Annotated in this window: 23 protein-coding genes; 14 read left to right on the top strand and 9 right to left on the bottom strand. The window is 41.7% G+C overall.

Annotation, left to right across the window (positions count from 1 at the left end; translation table 11 throughout):
- The first annotated feature begins 72 nt into the window (after window positions 1–72).
- Entirely contained in the window at window positions 73–1308 is a 1236-nt protein-coding gene (locus OXT66_RS00760) for an MFS transporter (RefSeq protein ID WP_268595171.1), read from the top strand.
- A 46-nt stretch (window positions 1309–1354) separates the two neighbouring features.
- On the opposite strand, the gene OXT66_RS00755 is transcribed toward OXT66_RS00760, so the two are convergent.
- Both OXT66_RS00755 and OXT66_RS00750 read right to left on the bottom strand, forming a co-directional pair.
- Window positions 1355–2035, bottom strand: a complete 681-nt coding sequence (locus OXT66_RS00755) for an NADPH-dependent F420 reductase (protein ID WP_268595170.1) — start codon at window positions 2033–2035, stop codon at window positions 1355–1357.
- A complete protein-coding gene (locus OXT66_RS00750; RefSeq protein WP_268595169.1) occupies window positions 2035–3087 on the bottom strand; it encodes an LLM class flavin-dependent oxidoreductase in 1053 nt (350 codons plus the stop codon). Before OXT66_RS00750 ends, OXT66_RS00755 begins: the two co-directional genes overlap by 1 nt.
- 188 nt (window positions 3088–3275) lie before the next feature.
- On the opposite strand from OXT66_RS00750, the gene OXT66_RS00745 reads away from it, so the two are divergent.
- Window positions 3276–4016: a sulfite exporter TauE/SafE family protein gene (locus OXT66_RS00745; protein WP_268595168.1), complete on the top strand. Its 741-nt coding sequence runs from the start codon at window positions 3276–3278 to the stop codon at window positions 4014–4016.
- Here OXT66_RS00745 and OXT66_RS00740 read toward each other — a convergent pair.
- Window positions 4013–5017 carry an FUSC family protein gene (locus OXT66_RS00740; RefSeq protein ID WP_268595167.1) on the bottom strand — a complete coding sequence of 335 codons (1005 nt, stop codon included), beginning with the start codon at window positions 5015–5017 and terminating at the stop codon, window positions 4013–4015. The genes OXT66_RS00745 and OXT66_RS00740 overlap by 4 nt on opposite strands.
- A gap of 339 nt (window positions 5018–5356) precedes the next feature.
- On the opposite strand from OXT66_RS00740, the gene rsgA reads away from it, so the two are divergent.
- From rsgA to OXT66_RS00725, 3 genes are all read left to right on the top strand, one after another.
- A complete protein-coding gene (gene rsgA, locus OXT66_RS00735; RefSeq protein WP_327058987.1) occupies window positions 5357–6421 on the top strand; it encodes a ribosome small subunit-dependent GTPase A in 1065 nt (354 codons plus the stop codon).
- 199 nt (window positions 6422–6620) lie between these two features.
- Window positions 6621–7514, top strand: coding sequence for an SDR family oxidoreductase (locus tag OXT66_RS00730; RefSeq protein WP_268595165.1), 894 nt, complete (start codon window positions 6621–6623; stop codon window positions 7512–7514).
- 147 nt (window positions 7515–7661) lie between these two features.
- Complete coding sequence (locus OXT66_RS00725; protein ID WP_268595164.1) at window positions 7662–8621, top strand: 2-hydroxyacid dehydrogenase family protein; 960 nt, start codon at window positions 7662–7664, stop codon at window positions 8619–8621.
- 35 nt (window positions 8622–8656) lie between these two features.
- On the opposite strand, the gene OXT66_RS00720 is transcribed toward OXT66_RS00725, so the two are convergent.
- Window positions 8657–9319 carry a YoaK family protein gene (locus OXT66_RS00720; RefSeq protein WP_268595163.1) on the bottom strand — a complete coding sequence of 221 codons (663 nt, stop codon included), beginning with the start codon at window positions 9317–9319 and terminating at the stop codon, window positions 8657–8659.
- A gap of 378 nt (window positions 9320–9697) precedes the next feature.
- On the opposite strand from OXT66_RS00720, the gene OXT66_RS00715 reads away from it, so the two are divergent.
- The 4 genes from OXT66_RS00715 (at window position 9698) to OXT66_RS00700 (ending at window position 12058) form a co-directional block, all read left to right on the top strand.
- Window positions 9698–10243, top strand: coding sequence for a GNAT family N-acetyltransferase (locus tag OXT66_RS00715; protein WP_268595162.1), 546 nt, complete (start codon window positions 9698–9700; stop codon window positions 10241–10243).
- A gap of 154 nt (window positions 10244–10397) precedes the next feature.
- Window positions 10398–10949 (top strand): hypothetical protein, encoded by a 552-nt coding sequence (locus OXT66_RS00710; RefSeq protein ID WP_268595161.1) that lies wholly within the window; start codon window positions 10398–10400, stop codon window positions 10947–10949.
- 125 nt (window positions 10950–11074) lie between these two features.
- Window positions 11075–11683, top strand: coding sequence for a cadmium resistance transporter (locus tag OXT66_RS00705; protein ID WP_268595160.1), 609 nt, complete (start codon window positions 11075–11077; stop codon window positions 11681–11683).
- A 12-nt stretch (window positions 11684–11695) separates the two neighbouring features.
- A complete protein-coding gene (locus OXT66_RS00700) occupies window positions 11696–12058 on the top strand; it encodes an ArsR/SmtB family transcription factor (protein WP_268595159.1) in 363 nt (120 codons plus the stop codon).
- A 53-nt stretch (window positions 12059–12111) separates the two neighbouring features.
- Here OXT66_RS00700 and rpmF read toward each other — a convergent pair whose 3' ends face one another.
- Window positions 12112–12279 carry a 50S ribosomal protein L32 gene (gene rpmF / locus OXT66_RS00695; RefSeq protein WP_268595430.1) on the bottom strand — a complete coding sequence of 56 codons (168 nt, stop codon included), beginning with the start codon at window positions 12277–12279 and terminating at the stop codon, window positions 12112–12114.
- A 24-nt stretch (window positions 12280–12303) separates the two neighbouring features.
- The gene (locus OXT66_RS00690; protein ID WP_268595158.1) at window positions 12304–12414 is read right to left on the bottom strand and encodes a putative metal homeostasis protein; all 111 of its coding nucleotides are present in this window, start codon (window positions 12412–12414) and stop codon (window positions 12304–12306) included.
- Between the two features lie 187 nt (window positions 12415–12601).
- Between OXT66_RS00690 and OXT66_RS00685 the strand changes: the two genes are divergently transcribed.
- Window positions 12602–13858: a chloride channel protein gene (locus tag OXT66_RS00685; protein WP_268595157.1), complete on the top strand. Its 1257-nt coding sequence runs from the start codon at window positions 12602–12604 to the stop codon at window positions 13856–13858.
- A 161-nt stretch (window positions 13859–14019) separates the two neighbouring features.
- On the opposite strand, the gene OXT66_RS00680 is transcribed toward OXT66_RS00685, so the two are convergent.
- On the bottom strand, window positions 14020–14583 hold the full coding sequence (locus OXT66_RS00680) for a hypothetical protein (RefSeq protein WP_268595429.1): 564 nt from the start codon (window positions 14581–14583) through the stop codon (window positions 14020–14022).
- 85 nt (window positions 14584–14668) lie between these two features.
- Here OXT66_RS00680 and OXT66_RS00675 point away from each other — a divergent pair, with 85 nt between their 5' ends.
- Window positions 14669–15316 (top strand): Crp/Fnr family transcriptional regulator, encoded by a 648-nt coding sequence (locus OXT66_RS00675; protein ID WP_268595156.1) that lies wholly within the window; start codon window positions 14669–14671, stop codon window positions 15314–15316.
- A gap of 23 nt (window positions 15317–15339) precedes the next feature.
- Here OXT66_RS00675 and yaaA read toward each other — a convergent pair whose 3' ends face one another.
- Together yaaA and OXT66_RS00665 are read right to left on the bottom strand one after the other, a co-directional pair.
- Window positions 15340–16083: a peroxide stress protein YaaA gene (gene yaaA / locus OXT66_RS00670; RefSeq protein ID WP_268595155.1), complete on the bottom strand. Its 744-nt coding sequence runs from the start codon at window positions 16081–16083 to the stop codon at window positions 15340–15342.
- A 53-nt stretch (window positions 16084–16136) separates the two neighbouring features.
- Window positions 16137–16895: a MerR family transcriptional regulator gene (locus OXT66_RS00665; RefSeq protein ID WP_268595154.1), complete on the bottom strand. Its 759-nt coding sequence runs from the start codon at window positions 16893–16895 to the stop codon at window positions 16137–16139.
- 342 nt (window positions 16896–17237) lie between these two features.
- Between OXT66_RS00665 and OXT66_RS00660 the strand changes: the two genes are divergently transcribed.
- From OXT66_RS00660 to OXT66_RS00650, 3 genes are read left to right on the top strand one after another with little or no spacing between them, the layout of a single operon-like run.
- The gene (locus tag OXT66_RS00660) at window positions 17238–18437 is read left to right on the top strand and encodes a quaternary amine ABC transporter ATP-binding protein (protein WP_268595153.1); all 1200 of its coding nucleotides are present in this window, start codon (window positions 17238–17240) and stop codon (window positions 18435–18437) included.
- Window positions 18430–19275, top strand: a complete 846-nt coding sequence (locus OXT66_RS00655; protein WP_268595152.1) for an ABC transporter permease — start codon at window positions 18430–18432, stop codon at window positions 19273–19275. The genes OXT66_RS00660 and OXT66_RS00655 overlap by 8 nt, the downstream gene beginning before the upstream one ends.
- A gap of 4 nt (window positions 19276–19279) precedes the next feature.
- Window positions 19280–20191 carry a glycine betaine ABC transporter substrate-binding protein gene (locus OXT66_RS00650; RefSeq protein ID WP_268595151.1) on the top strand — a complete coding sequence of 304 codons (912 nt, stop codon included), beginning with the start codon at window positions 19280–19282 and terminating at the stop codon, window positions 20189–20191.
- Window positions 20192–20265: the final 74 nt, after the last annotated feature.

Raw genomic sequence — 20265 nt, 5'->3', positions numbered from 1 at the left:
TTTAGTTCGTGAAATAATCAAGCCAGTTTAAAATAACGAATGTCAGCGAGCATTCATTTGGAGGAATAACACATGAAAAATACCGCAACTATTGCGCACACCCATAATTTGACGACCAAACAGAAATGGACGATTGCTTCGACCAGTTCAGGATTTGCTCTAGAAAATATGGATGTGCTTTTTTTATCGTTTACCATGAGTTCCATGATTTCGCAATTGCATTTAAGTGGGGGAGCGGCGGGATTAATTGGCTCTATTACTAATCTCGGGATGTTGTTTGGTGGCATTTTATTTGGCTTAATTGGGGATCGCTTCGGACGAGTGAAGACTTTTACGTATACCATCTTCATCTTTGCCTTTGCGACTGCCATGATGGCGTTTGCTAATAATATTAACGAGATTTACATACTACGTTTTTTGGCCGGAATTGGGGCCGGTGGTGAATACGGAGTTGGGATTGCCATGATTGCGGAATCATTTCATAAAAACCAGATTGGCAAGATGACCTCAATTGCAGCGATTGGTGGGCAAGTTGGCGCAATTTTAGCTGCTGTCTTGGCAGCTCTTATCATTCCCCGGTTTGGGTGGCACGCCTTATTCTTAGTGGGGATTGTACCGGTAGTCTTAACTTACTTTGTGCGGCGCCATTTGAGTGAAACCGATGAGTTCATTCAATCCCAACAAGAGCACCATGAATCCACGATTAAAGCGGTGTTTAAATACATGTTCAGTTCTCCTAAAGTGGCCTATCAAAGTGGGGCACTGATGGTGATGACTACCGTTCAAATTGCCGGTTACTTTGGCTTAATGAATTGGTTACCCATTATTGTGCAGAAACAACTGGGATTAAATGTTTCTAGCTCTTCACTGTGGATGATTGCGACGATTATTGGGATGAGTCTGGGAATGATGACGTTTGGGACCGTCTTGGACTATTTTGGTCCGCGGCGGGCATTTGGGATCTTCTTAATCGCGTCAGCCTTAATGGTTTACACCATTACCTTAGCACACAGTTTAGTTTCGTTGCTTATAATCGGTGCGGTTGTCGGTTTCTTTTCTAACGGAATGTTTGGCGGTTACGGGGCTGTAATTTCACGTTTGTATCCGACTGAAATTCGTTCGACAGCTAATAACGTTATTGTAAATGTCGGCCGGGCTGTTGGTGGCTTTTCTTCCGTCGTCATTGGCATTTTGATGGATCATTACTCACTAACGGTAGTCATGGGTTCTTTATCAGCATTATACTTACTTAGCTTGGTAACTATGTTGACATTGCCTGGTTTAAAGGGATTAACGGTAAAAAAATAATTTAAACAAAAACCGCGAACTCTATGAGTTCACGGTTTTTTTATTTTCAATTATTCTTGGCTGCTTTAATTTGCTTTCCAAACTCTGTCTGATCAAAGTTTTCAATGACGTTAGTTAAGTCGGCAGCGGTTAGACTAGCACCAAATAAAGGACTGCCAGGTTCGGTCATGATGCCATCGGCTAATTGATAGTGAACAACCGGATCAAAGCCCATGGAGTCGACAAATTTGGCTACTTGGTCAACTGCCGCCGGATTATCACCAGTAACTAATAATGCTTTACGGTTAGGCGCGCCTTGAGGCTTAGCTTCTTCTTGCAGGTTGTGATAGCCCATGTGATTAAAGGTTTTCACGATGGTACTATCCTTGAAGTACTCTTGGACCTGTTCGCTGGAAGTAGAATCCGGCGCTAAAACTTCTTCACGAATGCCATCGGTTTCCCACCAGTAATTCATCGCGTCGATAACTAACTTATCCTTTAGTAGTTCTGGTGCAATATTATGATAGCGACTGAGCGGAATCGCTAAAATAATTAGGTCACTGTTAGCGACTAAATCGGCGTTTTCGGTGGCGATGGCCCCTGGAACCAAAGTATCAATGGTTAAAGCAATTTTTTTTACAGAGCCGGAACCGGAAATTCTAACTTCGTAACCCGCTTTGAGGGCTAAGCCGGCTAGCACAATACCCACTTTACCAGCGCCGATAATCCCAATTCGTTTGAAGGCCATTACTTAGCCGCCTCCTTTTCTGAAAGAATTTCTTTCACCCGCGGAATGACTTTGGTAGCGTAAAGTTCAATCATCCGTTCTCGTTGCGCCGCAGTTTGATTTCCAGCCCCGTAAACTAAGTCAAAGCGGCCTAGGTCAAGAAGATCAATGGTGCGGGCAATTCTTTGGGCGACCGTTTCTGGATCACCAACGTAAAATGAACCGACTTTAGTTTCGTTATCAAACTGTTCGCGACTCATAGGGGCCCAGCCCCGGGTAAGCCCAATGCGGTCAAAGTTAGCTTTGATGTTTTTGAAGGCTACTTCGACAGCTTCGTTTTCATCATCGGCAATAAAGCCATGGGAGTGAACCGCCACCGGATAAACTGGCATGTTTAGTTGTTCAGCAGCTTTATGGTAGAGGTCAATGTATGGTTTGAAACGGTCAGCTTGGCCCCCGATGATGGCAATGATGACTTTATAGCCAAATTTAGCTGCTCGGATGATTGATTCTGGAGAACCACCAATACCGATGTAAGTTTCTAGTTCTTTTTCGGTCTTGGGATACACTTCTTGGTCATTTAATTCGGGACGAAATTTACCAGACCAGGTAACTGCGTCTTCTTTGCGAAGCAAATCAAATAGTTCTAATTTTTCGTTAAAGAGGTCATCGTAATCGGTTAAGTCATAGCCAAAGAGCGGAAATGATTCGGTAAATGATCCCCGGCCTAACATTACTTGAGCGCGTCCTTGTGAGAGACCATCCAACGTGGCAAACCGTTCGTAAACCCGTACCGGATCGTCAGAGCTCAAAACGGTAACGGCAGTGGCCAATTTAATTTGATTGGTAACCGAGGAAATAGCAGCTAAAACAGTTTCGGGACTAGAAACACTGTAGTCTGGGCGGTGGTGTTCACCAACTCCGATAACGTTAATTCCTAATTTATCAGCCAGTTCCCCTTCGCGAACGATTTGCCGAATGGATTCTGCCGCGGTTTTTAAACTCCCATCCTCGTTAGCAACGATGTCGCCAAAAGTTTCAATCCCAAATTCTAATTTATTTACGTCTACCATGATAATTACCCTCCAGTCGTTTTACTTACTTTTTGTAAGTTAATAATTGAATCATAATTCATTTCAAGCCAAAAAGCAATTATTTTCCTCTATCAGGATAGAGTCCAAAGTTCATGAGTGATGGGTAAAAGATTATAATAGAGCTATAAAGGTAACGTTAAAAGTCATTAATTTAGTGGAGGAAAAAGATGCTAACTTTACTGTTTTTAATACTGATGAGCATAATAGCAGGAATTCTGACTGGAATTGTGGGAATGGCGTCGCTAACCTTGTACCCAGTTTTACTGGCGGTAGGCGTACCCCCGATTACGGCTAACGCAACCATTACCATTGCCCAGGTTGGTGGCGGGGTAGGAACGGTTTTATCGTCGTTGAAAGAGCTACGGAATCATTGGCGCCAAGCATTTCAAGTGGCTTTGTTAAATACACTCGGTGGCGTTTTAGGGGCTATTATTTTAGTTCATAGCTCTAATGCGGGTTTCCAAAAGGTAGTTCCTATTTTTATTTTGTTAGCTGGGGTTTTGATTTTAGTCCCTAAAAGCAAGCGAGAAATCACCAAGAACCATTGGTTTAACGTGTTAGGCTGGTTAGGTGTTTTCTTAGTAGGAATTTATAGTGGTTATTTTGGGGCGGCGGCTGGATTATTAATGATTGCGGTGCTCTCCAAAATCATTAATGAGGAGTACGCCATTTATAATGCGATGCGTAATTTTGCGACTTTTTGTAACAACGTGGTGGCTGCCAGTATCTTTGCCTGGCGCCTAACCATTGATTGGCAAGTTATTGTGCCGTTATTAGTTGGTTTATTTGTGGGGGGGTATTTAGGTCCCATAATTGTGCGCTACGTTCCCTCCCGCTATATTAAAACGGCTGTGGGCATTTTTGCATTATTGTTAGCAGTTTACTTGGGTTATCAGGCCTATTTTTAAGATAGGTGTGGTGAACTGTGGCTAAGTAATTTAAATAGTAAAACGAAAATTCCAGCCACCAAAATTCCTAACAGGTTATCCCAAATACGGAGTTCGCCAGCCGGCAAAATGCCAAAGAGGGTGACGGCAATGCTTAAAGCGCCGAAGCAGTTGAGAACGCTGTGGTAAAAATAATTATCCGTTAAGCCCAATCCAAAACCGGCGATGGGAGCCAGTAAAAAGGTGAAAGAAGCGGGCACTATGGCCATACAACTGATAAATAAAATGGAACCCACAACGACTCCGGATAATCTTAATCCCATTCGATTCACGTAGTTAGTTTGTTGGGGGAGCAGGACTGACATACAAGCGTAGCCTAACCAAACTGCTCGATTCAAGTATAGTAATTGGGCTAGGAGTAAGGCAGTACTAATGCCCAGCGCTAATCTTAACTGCCAATGAGTGGTTTGAGAATGCCAGTTAAAGTTGGTAAACATATGATGCCAACGGTAGGGTTGGTTCTTTTGGTGGTGATTGCGCCACAAAATAATACTTAATAATAACCAGACAGCGATTAATGAAACCGCACGCCGGGTAATTTGTGCTCCGGCAACCGGATTACCAGTGATAAAAATATAGCTAAAAGTATAAATGCCACCGTTGCCAAATTCTGGTTGTGAGGCCGTGGTGATTAAGATAAATAAAATACTGAGGAAATGAGCGAGAAAGAAAAACGGTAGAGGTAGGTGTTGCCACCAAATGCTGCCCATTAAAATGACCGCCAAAACGGCCCCTAAAGAAACGATACTGTCAGACAGCTGATAACCGTAGTTAATGAACCGAATACTCAATAACATACAAAAACTACCGACGGCCACGCTACTATTGGTGCTACCAAATAAACCGGTGAACAATGAAATATAGAAAATAGCAAAACCTAATAAGGCCAAATCTCGTAAAAATAAAGCTTTAAGATAACTCTGTTTTTGTCCTTGAGGACTCATTTTAATTTTGGTACGCAAGGCCCCTGGACTTAATTGCATTAGTTGATAAATAGCGATCGCTCCTTAACTGATAGTAATTAAACGATGAAAAACTTACCATAGATTGCTACAAAAGAAAAGTCATAATTGACGCCTAATTACTTAACATGCTAAACTAAACGCAATTAAACTTTCGGAGGCACGTGTATGGCGGTCATTGACTAAGTAATCAGATGGGAAACTAGCAGCAAATAAGCTGCTTTATTTGAGGTACCCAGAGAACTTGGTGAATGACTGACAGAGACACGCTGCATTAAGCGCAGTGGTGAGCTGGGCTTTTTTTGTCCCGTTTTTCTGCGGTACCCGCTAAACGAAAGGATTAAAACATTGAATTTAATTGAATACGGACTTACTAATCACATTAACCAAACTGCTGCTGAATTTCCGAATGAACAACTTGCTCGAGTGACTGAACAACACCGCGACCTGTATCAAGTGATAGCGGAGACTGGAATCTTGCAGGCGCAAGTTAGCGGTAAATTCCAACATACTACGGTAATGACAACTGATTTTCCGGCGGTGGGTGATTGGGTCATGATTACTCCTACTGCTGAAAATGGGCAGGCCATCATTCATCGGATTTTGCCGAGAACTAGTGCGTTGATGCGGGGCGCTGCCGGTAGTGATGGTGCTGGTCAAATTATTGCGGCTAATTTAGGCACCGTTTTTATTTGTATGTCACTCAACGCGGACTTTAACGTGCGCCGGGTGGAGCGCTACCTAACGATTGCGTGGGAAAGTGGCGCGCTGCCGGTAATTGTTCTCACCAAGGCGGATCTCTGTGAAGACTTACCGCAAAAGTTAGCGGAACTTAGTGAAGTGGCAATCGGAGTTGAGGTGGTGACTTGTTCTGCTAAGCAAAGTGAGGGCTATGAACAGTTGCGTAAGTACACGAACAACAGCCAAACGGTGGCGTTCGTGGGTTCCTCGGGGGTCGGCAAGTCCACGTTAATTAACGGGTTAATGGGCCAAGATGTGTTTGTCACCAAAGAAATCCGGGGAGATGACGATAAAGGGCGCCACACCACTACGTTCCGGCAACTATTAAAATTACCAACTGGTGGAATCGTAATTGATACCCCCGGAATGCGAGAGTTGCGGATTCAGACTGGTGATTTAGCGAAAACCTTTGAAGATATTGAACAATTGGCAACCCAATGTAAATTCAAGGACTGCCAACATCAAACTGAACCGGGATGCGCCGTCCAACAAGCCATTACGGCTGGTGAACTATCTGCCGAACGGTTCGAAAGTTACCAAAAGTTACAACGAGAAATGGCCTATAGTAACCTGAATTCTCGGGAGTTGGAAAACGAAAAAATCAAGCGCATGTTCGGTAGTAAAAACGAAATGAAGCAAATGTTAAAACACTTGAAGAAATAAGAAAAACGCTCGTTCTGGTAAAGGGGCGAGCGTTTTATAGTTGGACGTTGTTTTTAATTTTACTCAATAAGGCAATTAATTATCTTTGACGACGTCATTTGAACCCTATTTTTTATTTTGAACTAGGCGTCAAATTTTAAAAAACCGCTTGGATTGGTTATCTTTAGGGTAATTCCAAAATAGAAAGTGGGGCTTTAAAATGACGGAACCAAATTTGAGAGATCCTAGAAAGCTATTTTATACCGAAGAATTTAAACGCCAAGATCAAGACAAACCAGCACTGCAAAACAAAATGGATCCCCAACCAGACTGCGGGGAGCATAGTTATGTAGGCAATCGAAAACTAGAAAATCGGCGGGTATTAATTACCGGTGGTGATTCTGGGATTGGCAGGGCGGCAGCAATTGCTTTCGCTAGAGAAGGTGCGGACGTAGCGATCCAATATTATCCTGGGGAAGAATCGGATGCTAACGAAGTCGCCAAGTATATTGAAGATGCAGGACGCAAAGCGGTCTTGTTGCCATATGATTTTAGAAATGATGATGCACCTAAGGAAATGGTTACCAAAGCCATTTCAGAATTAGGCGGTTTGGATACCTTAGTGTTAAACGCCGCGGAACAAATTTCTCAAAATAATATTGAAGAATTAGATATTCAACAAGTCAAGGATACATTCAAAGTTAATATTGTAGCGATGTTTGCGATTGTTAAGGCAGCGCTACCGACCTTGCCGGCTGGTAGTAGCATTATTATGACCACTTCCATTCAGGCCTTTGGCCCATCTGATCACCTATTGGATTACGCAGCAAGTAAGGCGGCCATTGCTAACTTTACTGTCGGCTTGGCTAAACAGCTAGCTAAGCGGGGTATCCGGGTGAACGGAGTAGCACCGGGACCAATCTGGACAGCCTTACAATTAGATCATGGCCAGCCGCAAGAATCATTACCAACGTTTGGCCAAAATATGTTGCTAGAACGAGCTGGGCAACCAGCAGAATTAGCCCCGGTTTACGTCTTCTTAGCTTCTAATGACGCTAGCTACGTAACCGCCCAGATTTATGGGGTGACTGGTGGTAAGGCGATTAATTTATAAAGTGAAATGAGGAGGGCAATTAAAAATTGCGCTCCTTTTAATGTGTACAAAAGGGTTAGGCAAAATTAGGTTTCAAGGATTGTTCCTCGCTAAAATCAGATCTATACTTTGAATAAACAACTAGCCAATAATTTAGGAGGTTTTACCATGATGAAAGTATTTATCTCTGCTCAATTACCAGCGATTACCGTGGAAAAAATTGAGGCTGCAAATATTGAGGTCACAATGTACTCTCAAGATACATTGATTACGCATGCTGAATTGTTAGCTGCGGTTCAGGACGTGGATTTTTTGATCACACCGCTTTCCACGCAGGTCGATAAGGAAATTATTGATGGTGCTCCTAAACTAAAATTAATTGCTAACTTTGGGGCGGGTTTTAATAATATAGATTTTAAATATGCCCGGTCCAAAAATATTGCGGTTACTAATACTCCGGTGGTGTCTACTAACTCCGTGGCTGAGGTAACTTTAGGACTTATTTTGGATTTGAGTCATCGAATTGTAGAAGGTGACATGATGATGAGAACTACCGGTTTTCCTGGTTGGTCCCCCCTCTTTTTCTTGGGGCACGAAATTGCTGGTAAGACTTTAGGAATTGTGGGGATGGGTAACATTGGGCAAGCCGTTGCCCAAAAAGCACGGGCCTTATCGATGAATGTTCAATATTGGCAACATCACCAATTATCAGATCCAGAAGAACGCAGTTTGGGTGCCAAGTACGTTTCAATGGCTGAATTACTAAAGACTAGTGATTTTATTAGTATCAATGCACCACTAACTGATGAAAACTTCCACCAATTTAATGCAGCAGCTTTTGAACAAATGAAAAAAACGGTGGCTTTAATTAACGTAGGTCGCGGTCCAATTGTAGACGAAGCGGCATTGGTGAAGGCTTTGCAAGCCGGAGAAATTGGCGGAGCAGCCTTAGATGTTTACGAACACGAACCTCAAGTAACTCCGGTGCTGACTGAAATGAAGAATGTGATTTTAACGCCGCATATTGGGAATGCAACGGTTGAGGCCCGGGATGCAATGGGCAACATCGTCGCTGAAAATATTATTGCAGTAGCTAATCAGCAAGCACCTAAATATGTTATTAATTAGAGTAAAAATCCCTAACATCTGAGTTAGGGATTTTTCTAATCTTTAGTAGTAATCAGTAACCAAGCAACTAACAGTAAAAATGCTGGAAATAAGATGGTCCAAGTACCAGTAATAGGAATCAAGAGAGCCATAATTGATGCACCTAAAGCAAATGTCACCATAATTAGCGCGGTAGTTTTTAATTTGTTTTTAGCTGCAGTTTCGTGGTACGCAACGGCGTCAAAACTACTTTCGGCTAGGGTTCTTAGGTTACCGGTCATCATTAGTGGAGTGAATGGTCCACCGGCTAATTTGCGAAATTCTTGAAGTTCAGCAGCAGCGGCCATAGAAAGAATGGAGGTTGCTAGCAGATTAGGTAGGTACTCACCAAATACGGCGATCAATACTAAGAGGCTAAATTCATAGAGCAAAATCATTTGCCGTCGACGTTTGTCAGCCCCGGAAAACCAGTGACTTCGCTGTAATATCCGAATGAAAATGGTTCCCACGAAAAATGCCAGTAGAGACAAAGCATACCGCAAACTCACAGCGAATTGTCCTCGGCCTAGATTAAGACCTAATAAGATTAAGTTACCAGTTTGCAGGCCAGCAAATACTTCCCCGTGTAATATAAAAGTGTACGCATCAATACTGCCGGCCACCATGGTTAAAATGGAACCAAAAATAGGTTGTTCGGCAATTTCAGTATTCTTAGTCATTTTTTCCACCTCCAAGTTGTATCCATCATAGTCGCTAGAATGCAAAGCGCAATTATTTGCCTTGTTAATAATTTCTTTTAAGTTGACGATTATGTAATTTCGTGTAAAAATAAGGCATCAAAAAGTTCGAATTAAAGGGGGCCGTGATTTTAAGTAACAGTTTTAGATTCGTCTAGAATGTAGCGTAAGGTACATACTTTTTAGTGTGGCCTGCGGCAGTTACTTAAAATCCGACTTTTTTGTTCAAGGGTGAACTCAATTTCACCTTTATTAAGGGATGACGTCGGGAATCGGCGTCATCTTTTTTAGTTGGTTGGTCTTAACACCTGCCCGTTACTTCTAGAAAATTAGTGTTAATTTATAGATAGGAGTAAGAAAATGACAGAAATTCAAACTAATAGAATGATTTTACGTAATTTTACGTTAGCGGATGCCCCTAGCGCTTACCGGTATGCTAAGAATCCGAAGATTGGTCCCATTGCTGGTTGGCCACCCCATCAAAGTGTAGCTGAGTCTCGCCATTACATTGCCGAATACTTTATGAGTCCCCACATTTTCGCGATTACTTTAAAAAATAATCCGAAAAATGTGATTGGTTTGGTAGGCTTAGAGTTAGTAGCAGAGGGCAACGGCAAAGATTTTATGCGAATGGGAGAAGCAGAGATTAGCTATTGGCTCGGAGAACCATTTTGGGGACAGGGCTTAATGCCTGAAGCAATTCAAGCAGTAGTAACTTATGGCTTTGAAGACTGTAACCTCAATACAATTTGGTGTGGTTATAAGGACGGCAATCAGCAATCTAAGCGAGCCCAAGAAAAACAAGGCTTTCAGTATGATCACATGGTTCAACGAATGTTTAATCCCGTATTAAACGAATATATCGTGGAACACTTTACCAAATTAACTAAAGCAAATTGGAAATAAGTTTAAGACGACTTCTTAGGAGGTCGTCTTTTTATTAAAATATAGTAAGTAATAAACAGTCATAAATGATGGGACATGGGGTATAATGGATTCAAGCAGATGAGCTTAATCATAATGATTTGCCGTAAAATGCATACATAAAGGGGAATATGATATGTCAAAATATGAAGCAATTATTACATCATTGAACGAAAATAAAACTGGATTTACACCACAAGGAAAAGCTAGCTTTGAACTAAATGAACAGCGGTTGAAAATTTCACTAGAAATAACGGGGGTACCGGCTAAAATTATGCACCGCCAAGATATTCATGGATTAGTAAACGATCGCATGGCAGAACCAGCATCTATGACTCAGGATGCTAATCAAGATGGTATTATAGACTATGTAGAAATTGAACATATTTCTGGTCAACCACTAATTCCACTAGATGAAGCTCCACAACGACTAGATTTTGTTGCTGATAGTTATCCAGTAGCAAATGAAAAGGGTAATTATGATTACTACAAAGAAGTGGGAATTGATGAATTAGTCCGTAACTTTAAGGAAGCATATGACGGTGCTAAGTTAGACTTGGCAAAGCGAATTATTTACATTTATGGGGTGGCAGAAGATGTTGAACTGCCAGATACTGTACAAGGATCTAATCCTCATGCCATGTTGCCAATTGCGTGTGGCCAGATTGTGGAAGTTGATGAAGGCTAAATTACTGAAGCTTACTCGAAATGAGTGAGCTTTTTTATTGAGTAAAAGTAGGTTGGTTTAAGCGCTAATATATGTTAATATGAAATAAATATCATATGATTATTATTTCATATAAGGAGAATTTCATGTTAGAAGCTTTAGGAACCGCCCTCTTATCGTACATTGGAACCACTTCGGATTATTTTGTGATCTTATTGCTGATGTTTGGTATGTATCGGGGCAAGTTAGCTCGTCCAGTAGTAATTGGAGCATATTTGGGTAATGGGTTATTGCTAGCAGTTGCGATTATTGTGGCCTATGTTTTAAAATTAATTCCAGCAGAATGGCTACTAGGATTACTAGGGTTAATTCCGATTTACATGGGAATTCGGACCTTTTTTACCGATTGCGATGAAGAAGGTGAAGCAAAAGAGACCTTGGCTAAGGCTAGTTCAACAAAAATTATTTCTAACGTGGTGCTGATCACGGGAACTACGTGTGGCGCAGATAATTTGGCAATGTATATCCCGTTCTTTGCTAACACGCCATTTGCTTATTTACCAGCTATTTTAGGGCTGTTCATCGTAATTTTAACGGTGATTATTTTTTCGGCGTACCGTCTAACATTAGTCCCGGCAGTTCATCAATTTTTTGATAAATTTGGTGAAACTACCACCGCGATAATTTATATTGCGTTAGGATTGTATGTTTTGTGGGATGCAGGTACGATTACTCATATTTTGGCACTTATTTAACGGAGGTTAGCAGTGGAATCGATTAAATTAATTCACCCAGCCAAGCTAGATGAGGCAGTTAAGATTGCCCGTCTACTGGGAAATAAAACGCGGATTCAAATTCTATATTTACTGGAACAAAAGCAGTTTAATGTGAGTGAAATCCAAGAGATTTTACAGATTGAACAATCTTCGCTGTCCCACCAATTAAAGGAATTGCGCGACTACCAGTTGATTAGTCAACAAAGAGTGGGAAAGTCAATTTATTATCAACTGACTGATCCGCATGTCATCACCACAATGAATTCCATCCTGGCCCACACGGACCATGTCCTAACTGGCAAAGCCCACGACGGTGAACCGGTGAATGGGACGGTGGAGATTGAAGAAGATTAATTCAACAAAAAAAGATGTAAATTATCAGTTCAACACTGGTAGTTTACATCTTTTTAGTTAATCACCTTTTTGCCATTATAGTAACCATCTGCTGAGACGTGATGACTCAAATGGTATTCGCCAGTTTGAGGATCACGGGACAAGTTAGGTTGCTTTAATTTTTGATTGGCACGGCGATTGTTCTTTTTGGTTTTGGATGTTCTTCTTGCGGGGACTGCGATGATGTTACCTCCTAAAGTAACGAGTTACTTTTGATTGCGTTTGGCTTCTTGAATAATTTTTTTGGCGCGGTTGCGGGTTTTGATGTTAGGACTTTTGAGTTTACGGTAAGCAGTTGCTAAATCAGTTTTTTCCATAGTAGTACTCCTTAGAATTAAAGTTTATTAACTAAATAGTAACTATTACTATTTAGCGTAATGATACTTTATCACGGGAGAAAAACAAAGTCAACAAAAGAGACTGAGTCAAGGTACTAATTATGTTATAGTAATTTGACAGCTCAAATTACAGAGATAAGCGATATTTAAAAGGGGATTGTTAGTTATGCAAAATCAGCGAGATAACTTAGCGCTGGTAGTTTCCACGGTGGTACTCGGCCTTTTAGTGGGAATAGGAACCATCATTTTAGGACTATTTCAAGAAACCATTGAATGGCTTTTCTTGAATTTGGATGAAACGGCGGCGCATCCAGCCGCCACCAATGTTGCCCCCGTTCACCGACTATTATCGTTAGTGATTGCGGGAGTCATTGCTGCGTTGTTGTGGTGGTTTATCAGTAAAAAATTAAAACCTGTTGTTAGCATTGAAAACGGAATTAAGGGACAACAGTTTCCGATTAGCTCCACGTTGATCAATATCGTCACCCAGATTTTTTACGTAGGTGCCGGTGGGCCGGTTGGTCGAGAAGTTGCTCCTCGTCAATTGGGGGCGTTGATCGCGCAAAATTGGGTGAGATTATTACATAAAATCCGTAGGGTCCAGTTAAACGAGTCCGATCGGCAACTTTTAATTGCAGCAGCAGCCGGGGCCGGTTTCGCAGGCGTGTACATTGCGCCAATTACTGGGATGCTTTTCAGTGTTGAAATTTTGATGAAACGGGCTAATAAACGGATCGTCGTAGTTAGTTTAACCATGTCGTTAATTGCGATGTTGATTGGCTCTTGGCTGCACGATTTCAAACCATATTACTTAGTGGGCCGGCTCAACTTTGCGCCGCAATCTATTTGGTTGGTAGCTGTCATTGCTCCAGTGTGCGGAATTGCGGGGGCCTTCTTTCGGAAGGGGTTCAAGTGGGCTGGTAAGCGTAAAGCCAAAGGTAACCAGATTTTGTGGCAACTACCGCTAATTAGTTTGGTTACCGGAATCATCGCAATGGGCTTCCCCCAAATTATGGGTAATGGCCGGGCGTTAGCGCAACTAGCGATTCAAAGTCAGACCAGCTCACTTATTAAATTAATCTTGTTGGGAGCAGCTGCGAAAGCCTTTGTGTCGATCTTCACCTTAAAAGCTGGGGCAACTGGTGGAACCTTAACGCCCTCCATCTCGATTGGAGCTAGTATTGGAGCTACAATTGGGTTTATTCTTAGTTTGTTTATCCCGGGAATTTCCATCTGGCAGGCTGCTATTCTGGGCGCCAGCGCCTTGTTAGCAACTTCTCAGCAGGCACCACTAATGGCGATGTTCATGTTGTTTGAAATCTGTCATCTAAACTATTCTGCACTATTACCATTAGGATTAGCGGTTTGTGTGGCGGTAGCAACGGGGAATTTAATCTTAACCAAAAAATCAGGAGCTAATTAAGCTCCTGATTTTTTATTGGGAATGATTAAATGCGTGAGACAATTCAAAATCATCCCGGCAAACATTAAGTACATGGCAATCTCCATGTGCATTTGTAACATGCTGACGAGGCCAATAGCGTAAATAATTAATTCTATGACGGTGATTATTTTCATAACGAATTAGTCACTCACTTTTTCAATCTTACCAACGGCGATGGGAAGGGTGACATGGGCATCAAAGTGGCCCACCATACCAGCAACCGTATCCGGTAAATTTAAATTGGCTGGTACGCCGTGAATGTAAACAACGCGCTTATCTAGTTGTAGGTCAGCACTGCCAAAGGCTTGTTCAAAGTTGGTGGTTAAGGTTTTTAGGGGCACCTGTTTGGTGTAAGCAAAGTAACCTTGATCATCAGCAACTGGGTAACGGTCATGAGGAATATCCATGTTTTCCGGGGCGTCATCAAACGGCACCATGGTAGTTCCCGAAGTGGTTTCGGTTTCCATTAAATCGACAAAACCATCGTGGTTAACGTCGTTGGCTTCAGTAGCAATTGCTGCCGGCCGGCCATCAGGAAAGCCGTGGAAATGTTCCCAATGTTCGGTGTTGGCGGGAGTATCAAACATTTCAATTTGAATGGTTAATTGGTCAGCGGTAACCTCAAAAGTGGCGGTACCATGGGCACTAGAACCGATTTTGGCTGCATTTAACGGAACGATTTCTGCTTTATATTTAGTCATTATTAACTTACCTCCTCAAAATTTACTTTAGTGTATAATCATTTCAGGTAAATTAAATTGATAAATGTCAATTTTGAGGAGAATTATTATGGTAAACCATTCACCTTTTCACTGTGTGCAAACCGCCCCTATTTTTGTGGGGTTGGATAACGCCACGTTAGAAAAATTAACAGCTATTTCAACTCATCAGCAGCGGTATGCTGCTGGTACCACCATTTATGAAGCTGGATCTGATGTTGATCGGCTATTAGTAGTTGATCGGGGCCGGGTAAAAATATACCGACTGGATGAAAACGGGCAGGAACAGATTCTGTATTTTTTGGAAGAACACGCGGTAGATAGTGAAGCAGCACTGTTTACGGATTCTATTCACCACAATTTTGCTGAAACCGTTGAGGATTCCTTAATTTGCTCCATTCGAAAAAATGATTTTCAGCAGTTGGTGCGGACGACCCCGACGTTAGCCGTTAGTTTGATTAATAATTTTGGCAACCGGTTGACGGACTTAGAAAATCGTAGCGCCCGCTATGGCACCCTAACTGCCCATGATCGGTTGAAAAAGTACCTAGAAGACACCAGTGAACAAATTGGTAGTCGTTATTTTAAATTACCCCTTAGTAAGCGGGATTTAGCTAATTGGCTGAGTGTGACGCCGGAAACGTTAAGCCGCCAGTTTACTAAGTTGATTCAAGAAGAAATAATTGAGATGCAGGGGAGAATGATTAAGTTGAAATAAGTCATGGTTATTAAGATCGGAGCCTATTTCTGCAGAAAAACTAGCTTAGTGGAGGTCGATAGTTGTGGCTGGAATTGATAATTGAGGTGATCGAATTGTTGCACTTCAGTTAAAGTTTGGATGTTGTTTTCAGCCAAATATCGCACCATTTCTCCGCGGGCCATCTTGGCTAAAGTGGCTTTGGTTTTGACCTTCCCAGCAACTAATTGGCCAAAAACGATATCGATAAATGGTTGGGTGGCTGGTAAATACGGCCGAATGGTTTTAGCGTATTCCTGAGAAGCCAGATTAATAATGAGTTCGCGATTGGTTTGCAAAGTGGTTGCTAGTTTGGTTCCCCAAAACTGGTACAAATTTTGAGCAGTACCAACTGGTAGGCCGGCCTGCATCTCTAGGCGATAGGGAACAATGCCATCAAAGGGCCGAAGGATACCGTAAAAGCCAGAAAGAATCCTAAGATTTTGTTTTACGTAAGCCAAAGCATTCACAGTAAATAAATCGGGAGCCATGTACTGATACTGAATGCCGGTAAACGCAATAATAGCTGGTGTTGCCGCTGCATTCAAATCTAGATGTTGTAACTGGTCATAATTAGTTTGGGCTAATTTTTCGCTGCAATGCCAGAGGGTGTGCAGTTCTTCAAATGTTAGTTGGCGCATCCGAGCTAGAATCTGCTGCGTTTCTGATAAATAGTCCGGGACGGTTTCTGCTAGAAAACTATCCGTATCTACTTGCATTTTTTTAGCGGGAGAAATGATGATTTTCATGATTAATCTGAGCCTCTTTTGCCATAGTTGTGCTAATAGTTTACCACGAATGATTATTGGGTTGCGGCATAGATACTATCCCGTAAAATTTGGGTAGCTCCCTTGCCAGCGCGTTCATCGTAGTAGCTGGTGAAGCGTTCATCGGCTAGGTACATATCGGCTAGACCGCGATGAGCAGCAGTAGAGTAGTTAGGCCAGGTATAGGTCAACCATTGTTTGTGTAGTTGGTAAATAGTAGCTTGGTTTGCGATAATGGTTTCCGAATTTGCCAAGGTGGTTTTCAATAATTCAATTAATTGCTGTTCTGTCTGTTGCATGACGGTAAATTGCTCAACACTTAATTGAGCGTACTTGTGGTTGGTTGCGGTGATTTCTGCTTCAGAATATTTATTACGAACTTCGGCGCCAAATTGCTTTTCGTTTGCGGCTAGTTGCTGTTGCTTAAAAATTTCAAATTGTTCTTGATCTGTCATTTGACTTACTCCTTGATTAATTAAAATTTGTTGTTGGACGGCTTCGATAGTTAACTGCAGTTGTTGAGCTTGGTGTTGTAAGTGAAGTAACTGTTGATTGAGATCGGCAGTCAACTGATCTGGCTTTTTCGTTAAAATTGTCGCGATATCCGCTAAAGAAAAATCTAAAGTGCGATAGGTCATGATTTGGCGTAACCGCTGCACCTGCTTGGGGCCGTAAAATCGGTAACCGGCCTCGCTAATAGTAGCTGGTTTAAGTAAATTAATTTGATCGTAATAGCGCAACGTCCGCGTACTGATCCCCACCAAATCGGCTAATTGTTTAATGGTATACTGCATGTTTGCACCTCCTAATTAAGAATATAAGGGTTGCCGTGATGTCAAGGTCAATAACTTGTTTTTGTGAACTAACTATAAAAGGATTAATTGCAAATGTAAATTGAAGAGAAACGTTGAGGTTACCAATTATTACTTAGGCTTTAAGGAAAAAATGATTTAAATTTTGGGGGATTGGTTGTGAAAAAGTTTACTTTTATAAATAAATAGGCCAATTTTACAGACTATTTTATTTATGTTAGGGTAGTATATACGTTTAAAAAAAAGAGAACTTATCTAATTGGATGAGTTCTTTTTTGTATATTGGCCATAAGGGCCAAAGTTATAACTTAAGGAGGTTGTTGATTGACTACTAAAGTAGAGGTTAAGAACTTAACTAAAATTTTTGGAAAACGGGTCAATAAGGCCAAGAAACTCCTCACGGATGGAGCTAGCAAAGCAGATATTTTGAAGGAAACTGGAGCTACGATCGGAGTCGATCGAGCCAATTTTACGGTGGAAGACGGAGAAATATTTGTGATTATGGGCCTTTCTGGTAGTGGTAAATCTACTACGATTAGAATGCTCAATCGGCTAATTGATCCTACTAGCGGCCAAGTCATTTTAGATGGCAAGGACGTAATGGACATGAATAAAGATGAATTAAGAGAAATGCGCCGCCATAAAATGAGTATGGTGTTTCAAAATTTTGCGCTGTTACCGAACCGAACGGTCTTAGAAAATGCCGAATATGGTTTGGAAATACAAGGAGTAGATAAAGCTACTAGGCAACAAAAGGCTAGTGAAGCTCTCGAAATGGTGGGCTTAACCGGCTACAACGATCAATATCCCACTCAACTTTCTGGGGGAATGCAGCAGCGGGTTGGGCTGGCTAGAGCATTAGCTAACGATCCGGAAATTTTATTGATGGATGAAGCCTTTTCTGCTTTGGACCCCCTTAACCGCAAAGAAATGCAGAACGAACTGTTAGATTTACAAGAAAATATGCAAAAAACCATTATCTTTATTTCCCATGACCTTAACGAGGCTTTGAGAATTGGAGATCATATTATGATTATGCGCGATGGTGAAATTGTCCAAATCGGCTCGCCTGAAGACATCTTGACCCATCCAGCCAATGACTATGTGGAACGGTTTATTGAAGACGTCGATCGTAGTAAGGTGCTAACCGCAAGTAAGGTTATGATTAGGCCAGTAACGGTCAATATCGAAAAGGATGGTCCCCGATTGGCTTTACGCCGAATGAGAGAAAACGAAATTTCCAGTCTCTATGTGATTGATAATAAGCATCAAATGGTGGGCTTGATCGATTCGGCGGATGTTATTCAATTGATTAAGGAGAATAATCGTTCTTTAAGTGGAATTTTGAAGCACGACGTTCCCACGGTAGAACTAGATACGCCATTAAAAGAAATGATGGACGAGGCTTCACATTCTCCGGTTCCTATTGCGGTCTTAGATGACAAGCAACGGTTGCGGGGAATTATTATTCGGGGTGCCATCTTAGACGCATTAAACGGTAATGGAGGTGTAGAACATGTTTAATTTACCTAAGTTACCACTGGCCCAGTGGGTGAACGAATTTGTTAACTGGCTAACCCAATTTGAAGGATTCTTTCAAGGGATTACCAACTTTTTAAACGCAATTATCAACTCGTTTCAGTGGGTATTTGACTTGCTACCAGAATGGTTATTTGTGGTAGTGATTGTGGCAATTACTTTGTATGCTAACCGTAAGAAACAAAAGTGGAGTTTAATAATTTTAGAAGTGCTAGGTTTCTGGTACATCGCTAATCAGGGTTATTGGCGGGACATGACTCAAACCCTTACGCTGGTCCTAACCTCTAGTCTGATTGCAATTGTAATTGGGATTCCACTAGGGATTTGGATGGCTAAAAGTAACAAGGTGAAAACCATTGTGAATCCGATTTTGGACTTCATGCAAACGATGCCGGCCTTTGTTTATCTAATTCCTGCCGTAGCATTTTTTGGAATTGGGATGGCTCCTGGGGTAGTGGCTTCGGTTATTTTTGCGATGCCGCCTACAGTGCGAATGACTAACTTAGGTATTCGCCAAGTGCCGGGTGATTTGATTGAAGCGGCCGATTCGTTTGGCTCTACAAGCTGGCAAACCCTTACTCAGGTTCAATTACCAATTGCTAAGTCCACCATTATGGCTGGAGTAAATCAAAGTATGATGCTGTCACTTTCAATGGTCGTAATTGCTTCAATGATTGGAGCAATGGGCTTAGGAACCAAAGTTTACTTTGCGGTGGGTCGTAACGATGCCGGCAGCGGGTTTACCGCTGGTTTTGCAATTGTAATCTTAGCAATTATTTTGGATCGGGTAACCCAAGCATTTAACAAACCTCAGAATAAATAGGAGGGTGAACGTGAAAAAGAAATTAACCTTTTTATTACCAGTGATTTTAACGGTGATCGTTTTGTTAAGTGGCTGTAGCACCAAAGTTCCTAAATACAACGCTAAGCAAAAATTGGGTCCGCAAATCAATTACACCATCACGGGAATTGACGCGGGGGCCGGAATTATGGCCTCAACCCAAACGGCATTGAGTAAATACGGCCTAACCCAAAATAATTGGCAACTGCAAACTAGTTCGACGGCGGCAATGACCAGTACCCTAGACAAAGCCATTAAGCATAAACAACCAATTGTGATTACTGGCTGGCAACCTCACTGGATGTTTACCAAGTACCCAATCAAATTTTTAAAAGATCCTAAACAGGTTTACGGTAAAACTGAAAGTATCCACACCATTGTGCGTAAAGGATTGCAAAAAGAGCAACCCCAAGCCTATCAAATGTTGGATCGGTTTAACTGGACGCCAGCAGAAATGTCTCAAGTAATGATGCAAATCAATAACGGAAAAGATCCGCAAAAGGCGGCTCAAGAGTGGATTAAGGCTAATTCTAGCAAAGTCCGCACTTGGACTCAGGGAATTCAGAAAGTAACTGGTAAGCCAACCATTAAATTAACTTACGTAGCTTGGGATTCAGAAATTGCTTCTACTAATGTAGTGGCAGAAGTCCTTCGTAGCTTAGGCTACAATGTCACTACTCAAGCAATGGAAATGCAACCAATGTGGGCATCGATTGCTACTAACGTTGCGGATGCTCAGGTAGCTGCATGGTTACCAACTACGTCGGCTAAGTATTATCATGATTACCAGGGAAAATTTGTTGATCTAGGTCCTAATTTAAAGGGGGCCCGGGTAGGGTTAGCAGTTCCTAAGTACATGACCAATATTAATTCAATTGAAGATTTGAAGAATAAATAAATTTACCCAAGTAAATCAAAAATGGTCTTTAACACCTTTTATGGTGTTAAAGACCATTTTTATGAATTAGAATA

It is taken from the genome of Lentilactobacillus senioris, from assembly GCF_026798195.1.
Classification (GTDB): Bacteria; Bacillota; Bacilli; order Lactobacillales; family Lactobacillaceae; genus Lentilactobacillus; species Lentilactobacillus senioris_A.
The sequence above is the reverse complement of the archived record's forward strand: the minus strand, read 5'-3'. Positions and strand labels throughout refer to the sequence as shown.

Excerpts from the sequence above, each read along its gene's own strand:
- OXT66_RS00760 (WP_268595171.1), top strand. The coding sequence starts at position 73 with ATGAAAAATACCGCAACTATTGCGCACACCCATAATTTGACGACCAAA.
- OXT66_RS00755 (WP_268595170.1), bottom strand. The coding sequence starts at position 2,035 with ATGGCCTTCAAACGAATTGGGATTATCGGCGCTGGTAAAGTGGGTATT.
- OXT66_RS00750 (WP_268595169.1), bottom strand. The coding sequence starts at position 3,087 with ATGGTAGACGTAAATAAATTAGAATTTGGGATTGAAACTTTTGGCGAC.
- OXT66_RS00745 (WP_268595168.1), top strand. The coding sequence starts at position 3,276 with ATGCTAACTTTACTGTTTTTAATACTGATGAGCATAATAGCAGGAATT.
- OXT66_RS00730 (WP_268595165.1), top strand. The coding sequence starts at position 6,621 with ATGACGGAACCAAATTTGAGAGATCCTAGAAAGCTATTTTATACCGAA.
- OXT66_RS00725 (WP_268595164.1), top strand. The coding sequence starts at position 7,662 with ATGATGAAAGTATTTATCTCTGCTCAATTACCAGCGATTACCGTGGAA.
- OXT66_RS00720 (WP_268595163.1), bottom strand. The coding sequence starts at position 9,319 with ATGACTAAGAATACTGAAATTGCCGAACAACCTATTTTTGGTTCCATT.
- OXT66_RS00715 (WP_268595162.1), top strand. The coding sequence starts at position 9,698 with ATGACAGAAATTCAAACTAATAGAATGATTTTACGTAATTTTACGTTA.
- OXT66_RS00710 (WP_268595161.1), top strand. The coding sequence starts at position 10,398 with ATGTCAAAATATGAAGCAATTATTACATCATTGAACGAAAATAAAACT.
- OXT66_RS00705 (WP_268595160.1), top strand. The coding sequence starts at position 11,075 with ATGTTAGAAGCTTTAGGAACCGCCCTCTTATCGTACATTGGAACCACT.
- OXT66_RS00690 (WP_268595158.1), bottom strand. The coding sequence starts at position 12,414 with ATGGAAAAAACTGATTTAGCAACTGCTTACCGTAAACTCAAAAGTCCT.
- OXT66_RS00685 (WP_268595157.1), top strand. The coding sequence starts at position 12,602 with ATGCAAAATCAGCGAGATAACTTAGCGCTGGTAGTTTCCACGGTGGTA.
- OXT66_RS00675 (WP_268595156.1), top strand. The coding sequence starts at position 14,669 with ATGGTAAACCATTCACCTTTTCACTGTGTGCAAACCGCCCCTATTTTT.
- yaaA (WP_268595155.1), bottom strand. The coding sequence starts at position 16,083 with ATGAAAATCATCATTTCTCCCGCTAAAAAAATGCAAGTAGATACGGAT.
- OXT66_RS00665 (WP_268595154.1), bottom strand. The coding sequence starts at position 16,895 with ATGCAGTATACCATTAAACAATTAGCCGATTTGGTGGGGATCAGTACG.
- OXT66_RS00655 (WP_268595152.1), top strand. The coding sequence starts at position 18,430 with ATGTTTAATTTACCTAAGTTACCACTGGCCCAGTGGGTGAACGAATTT.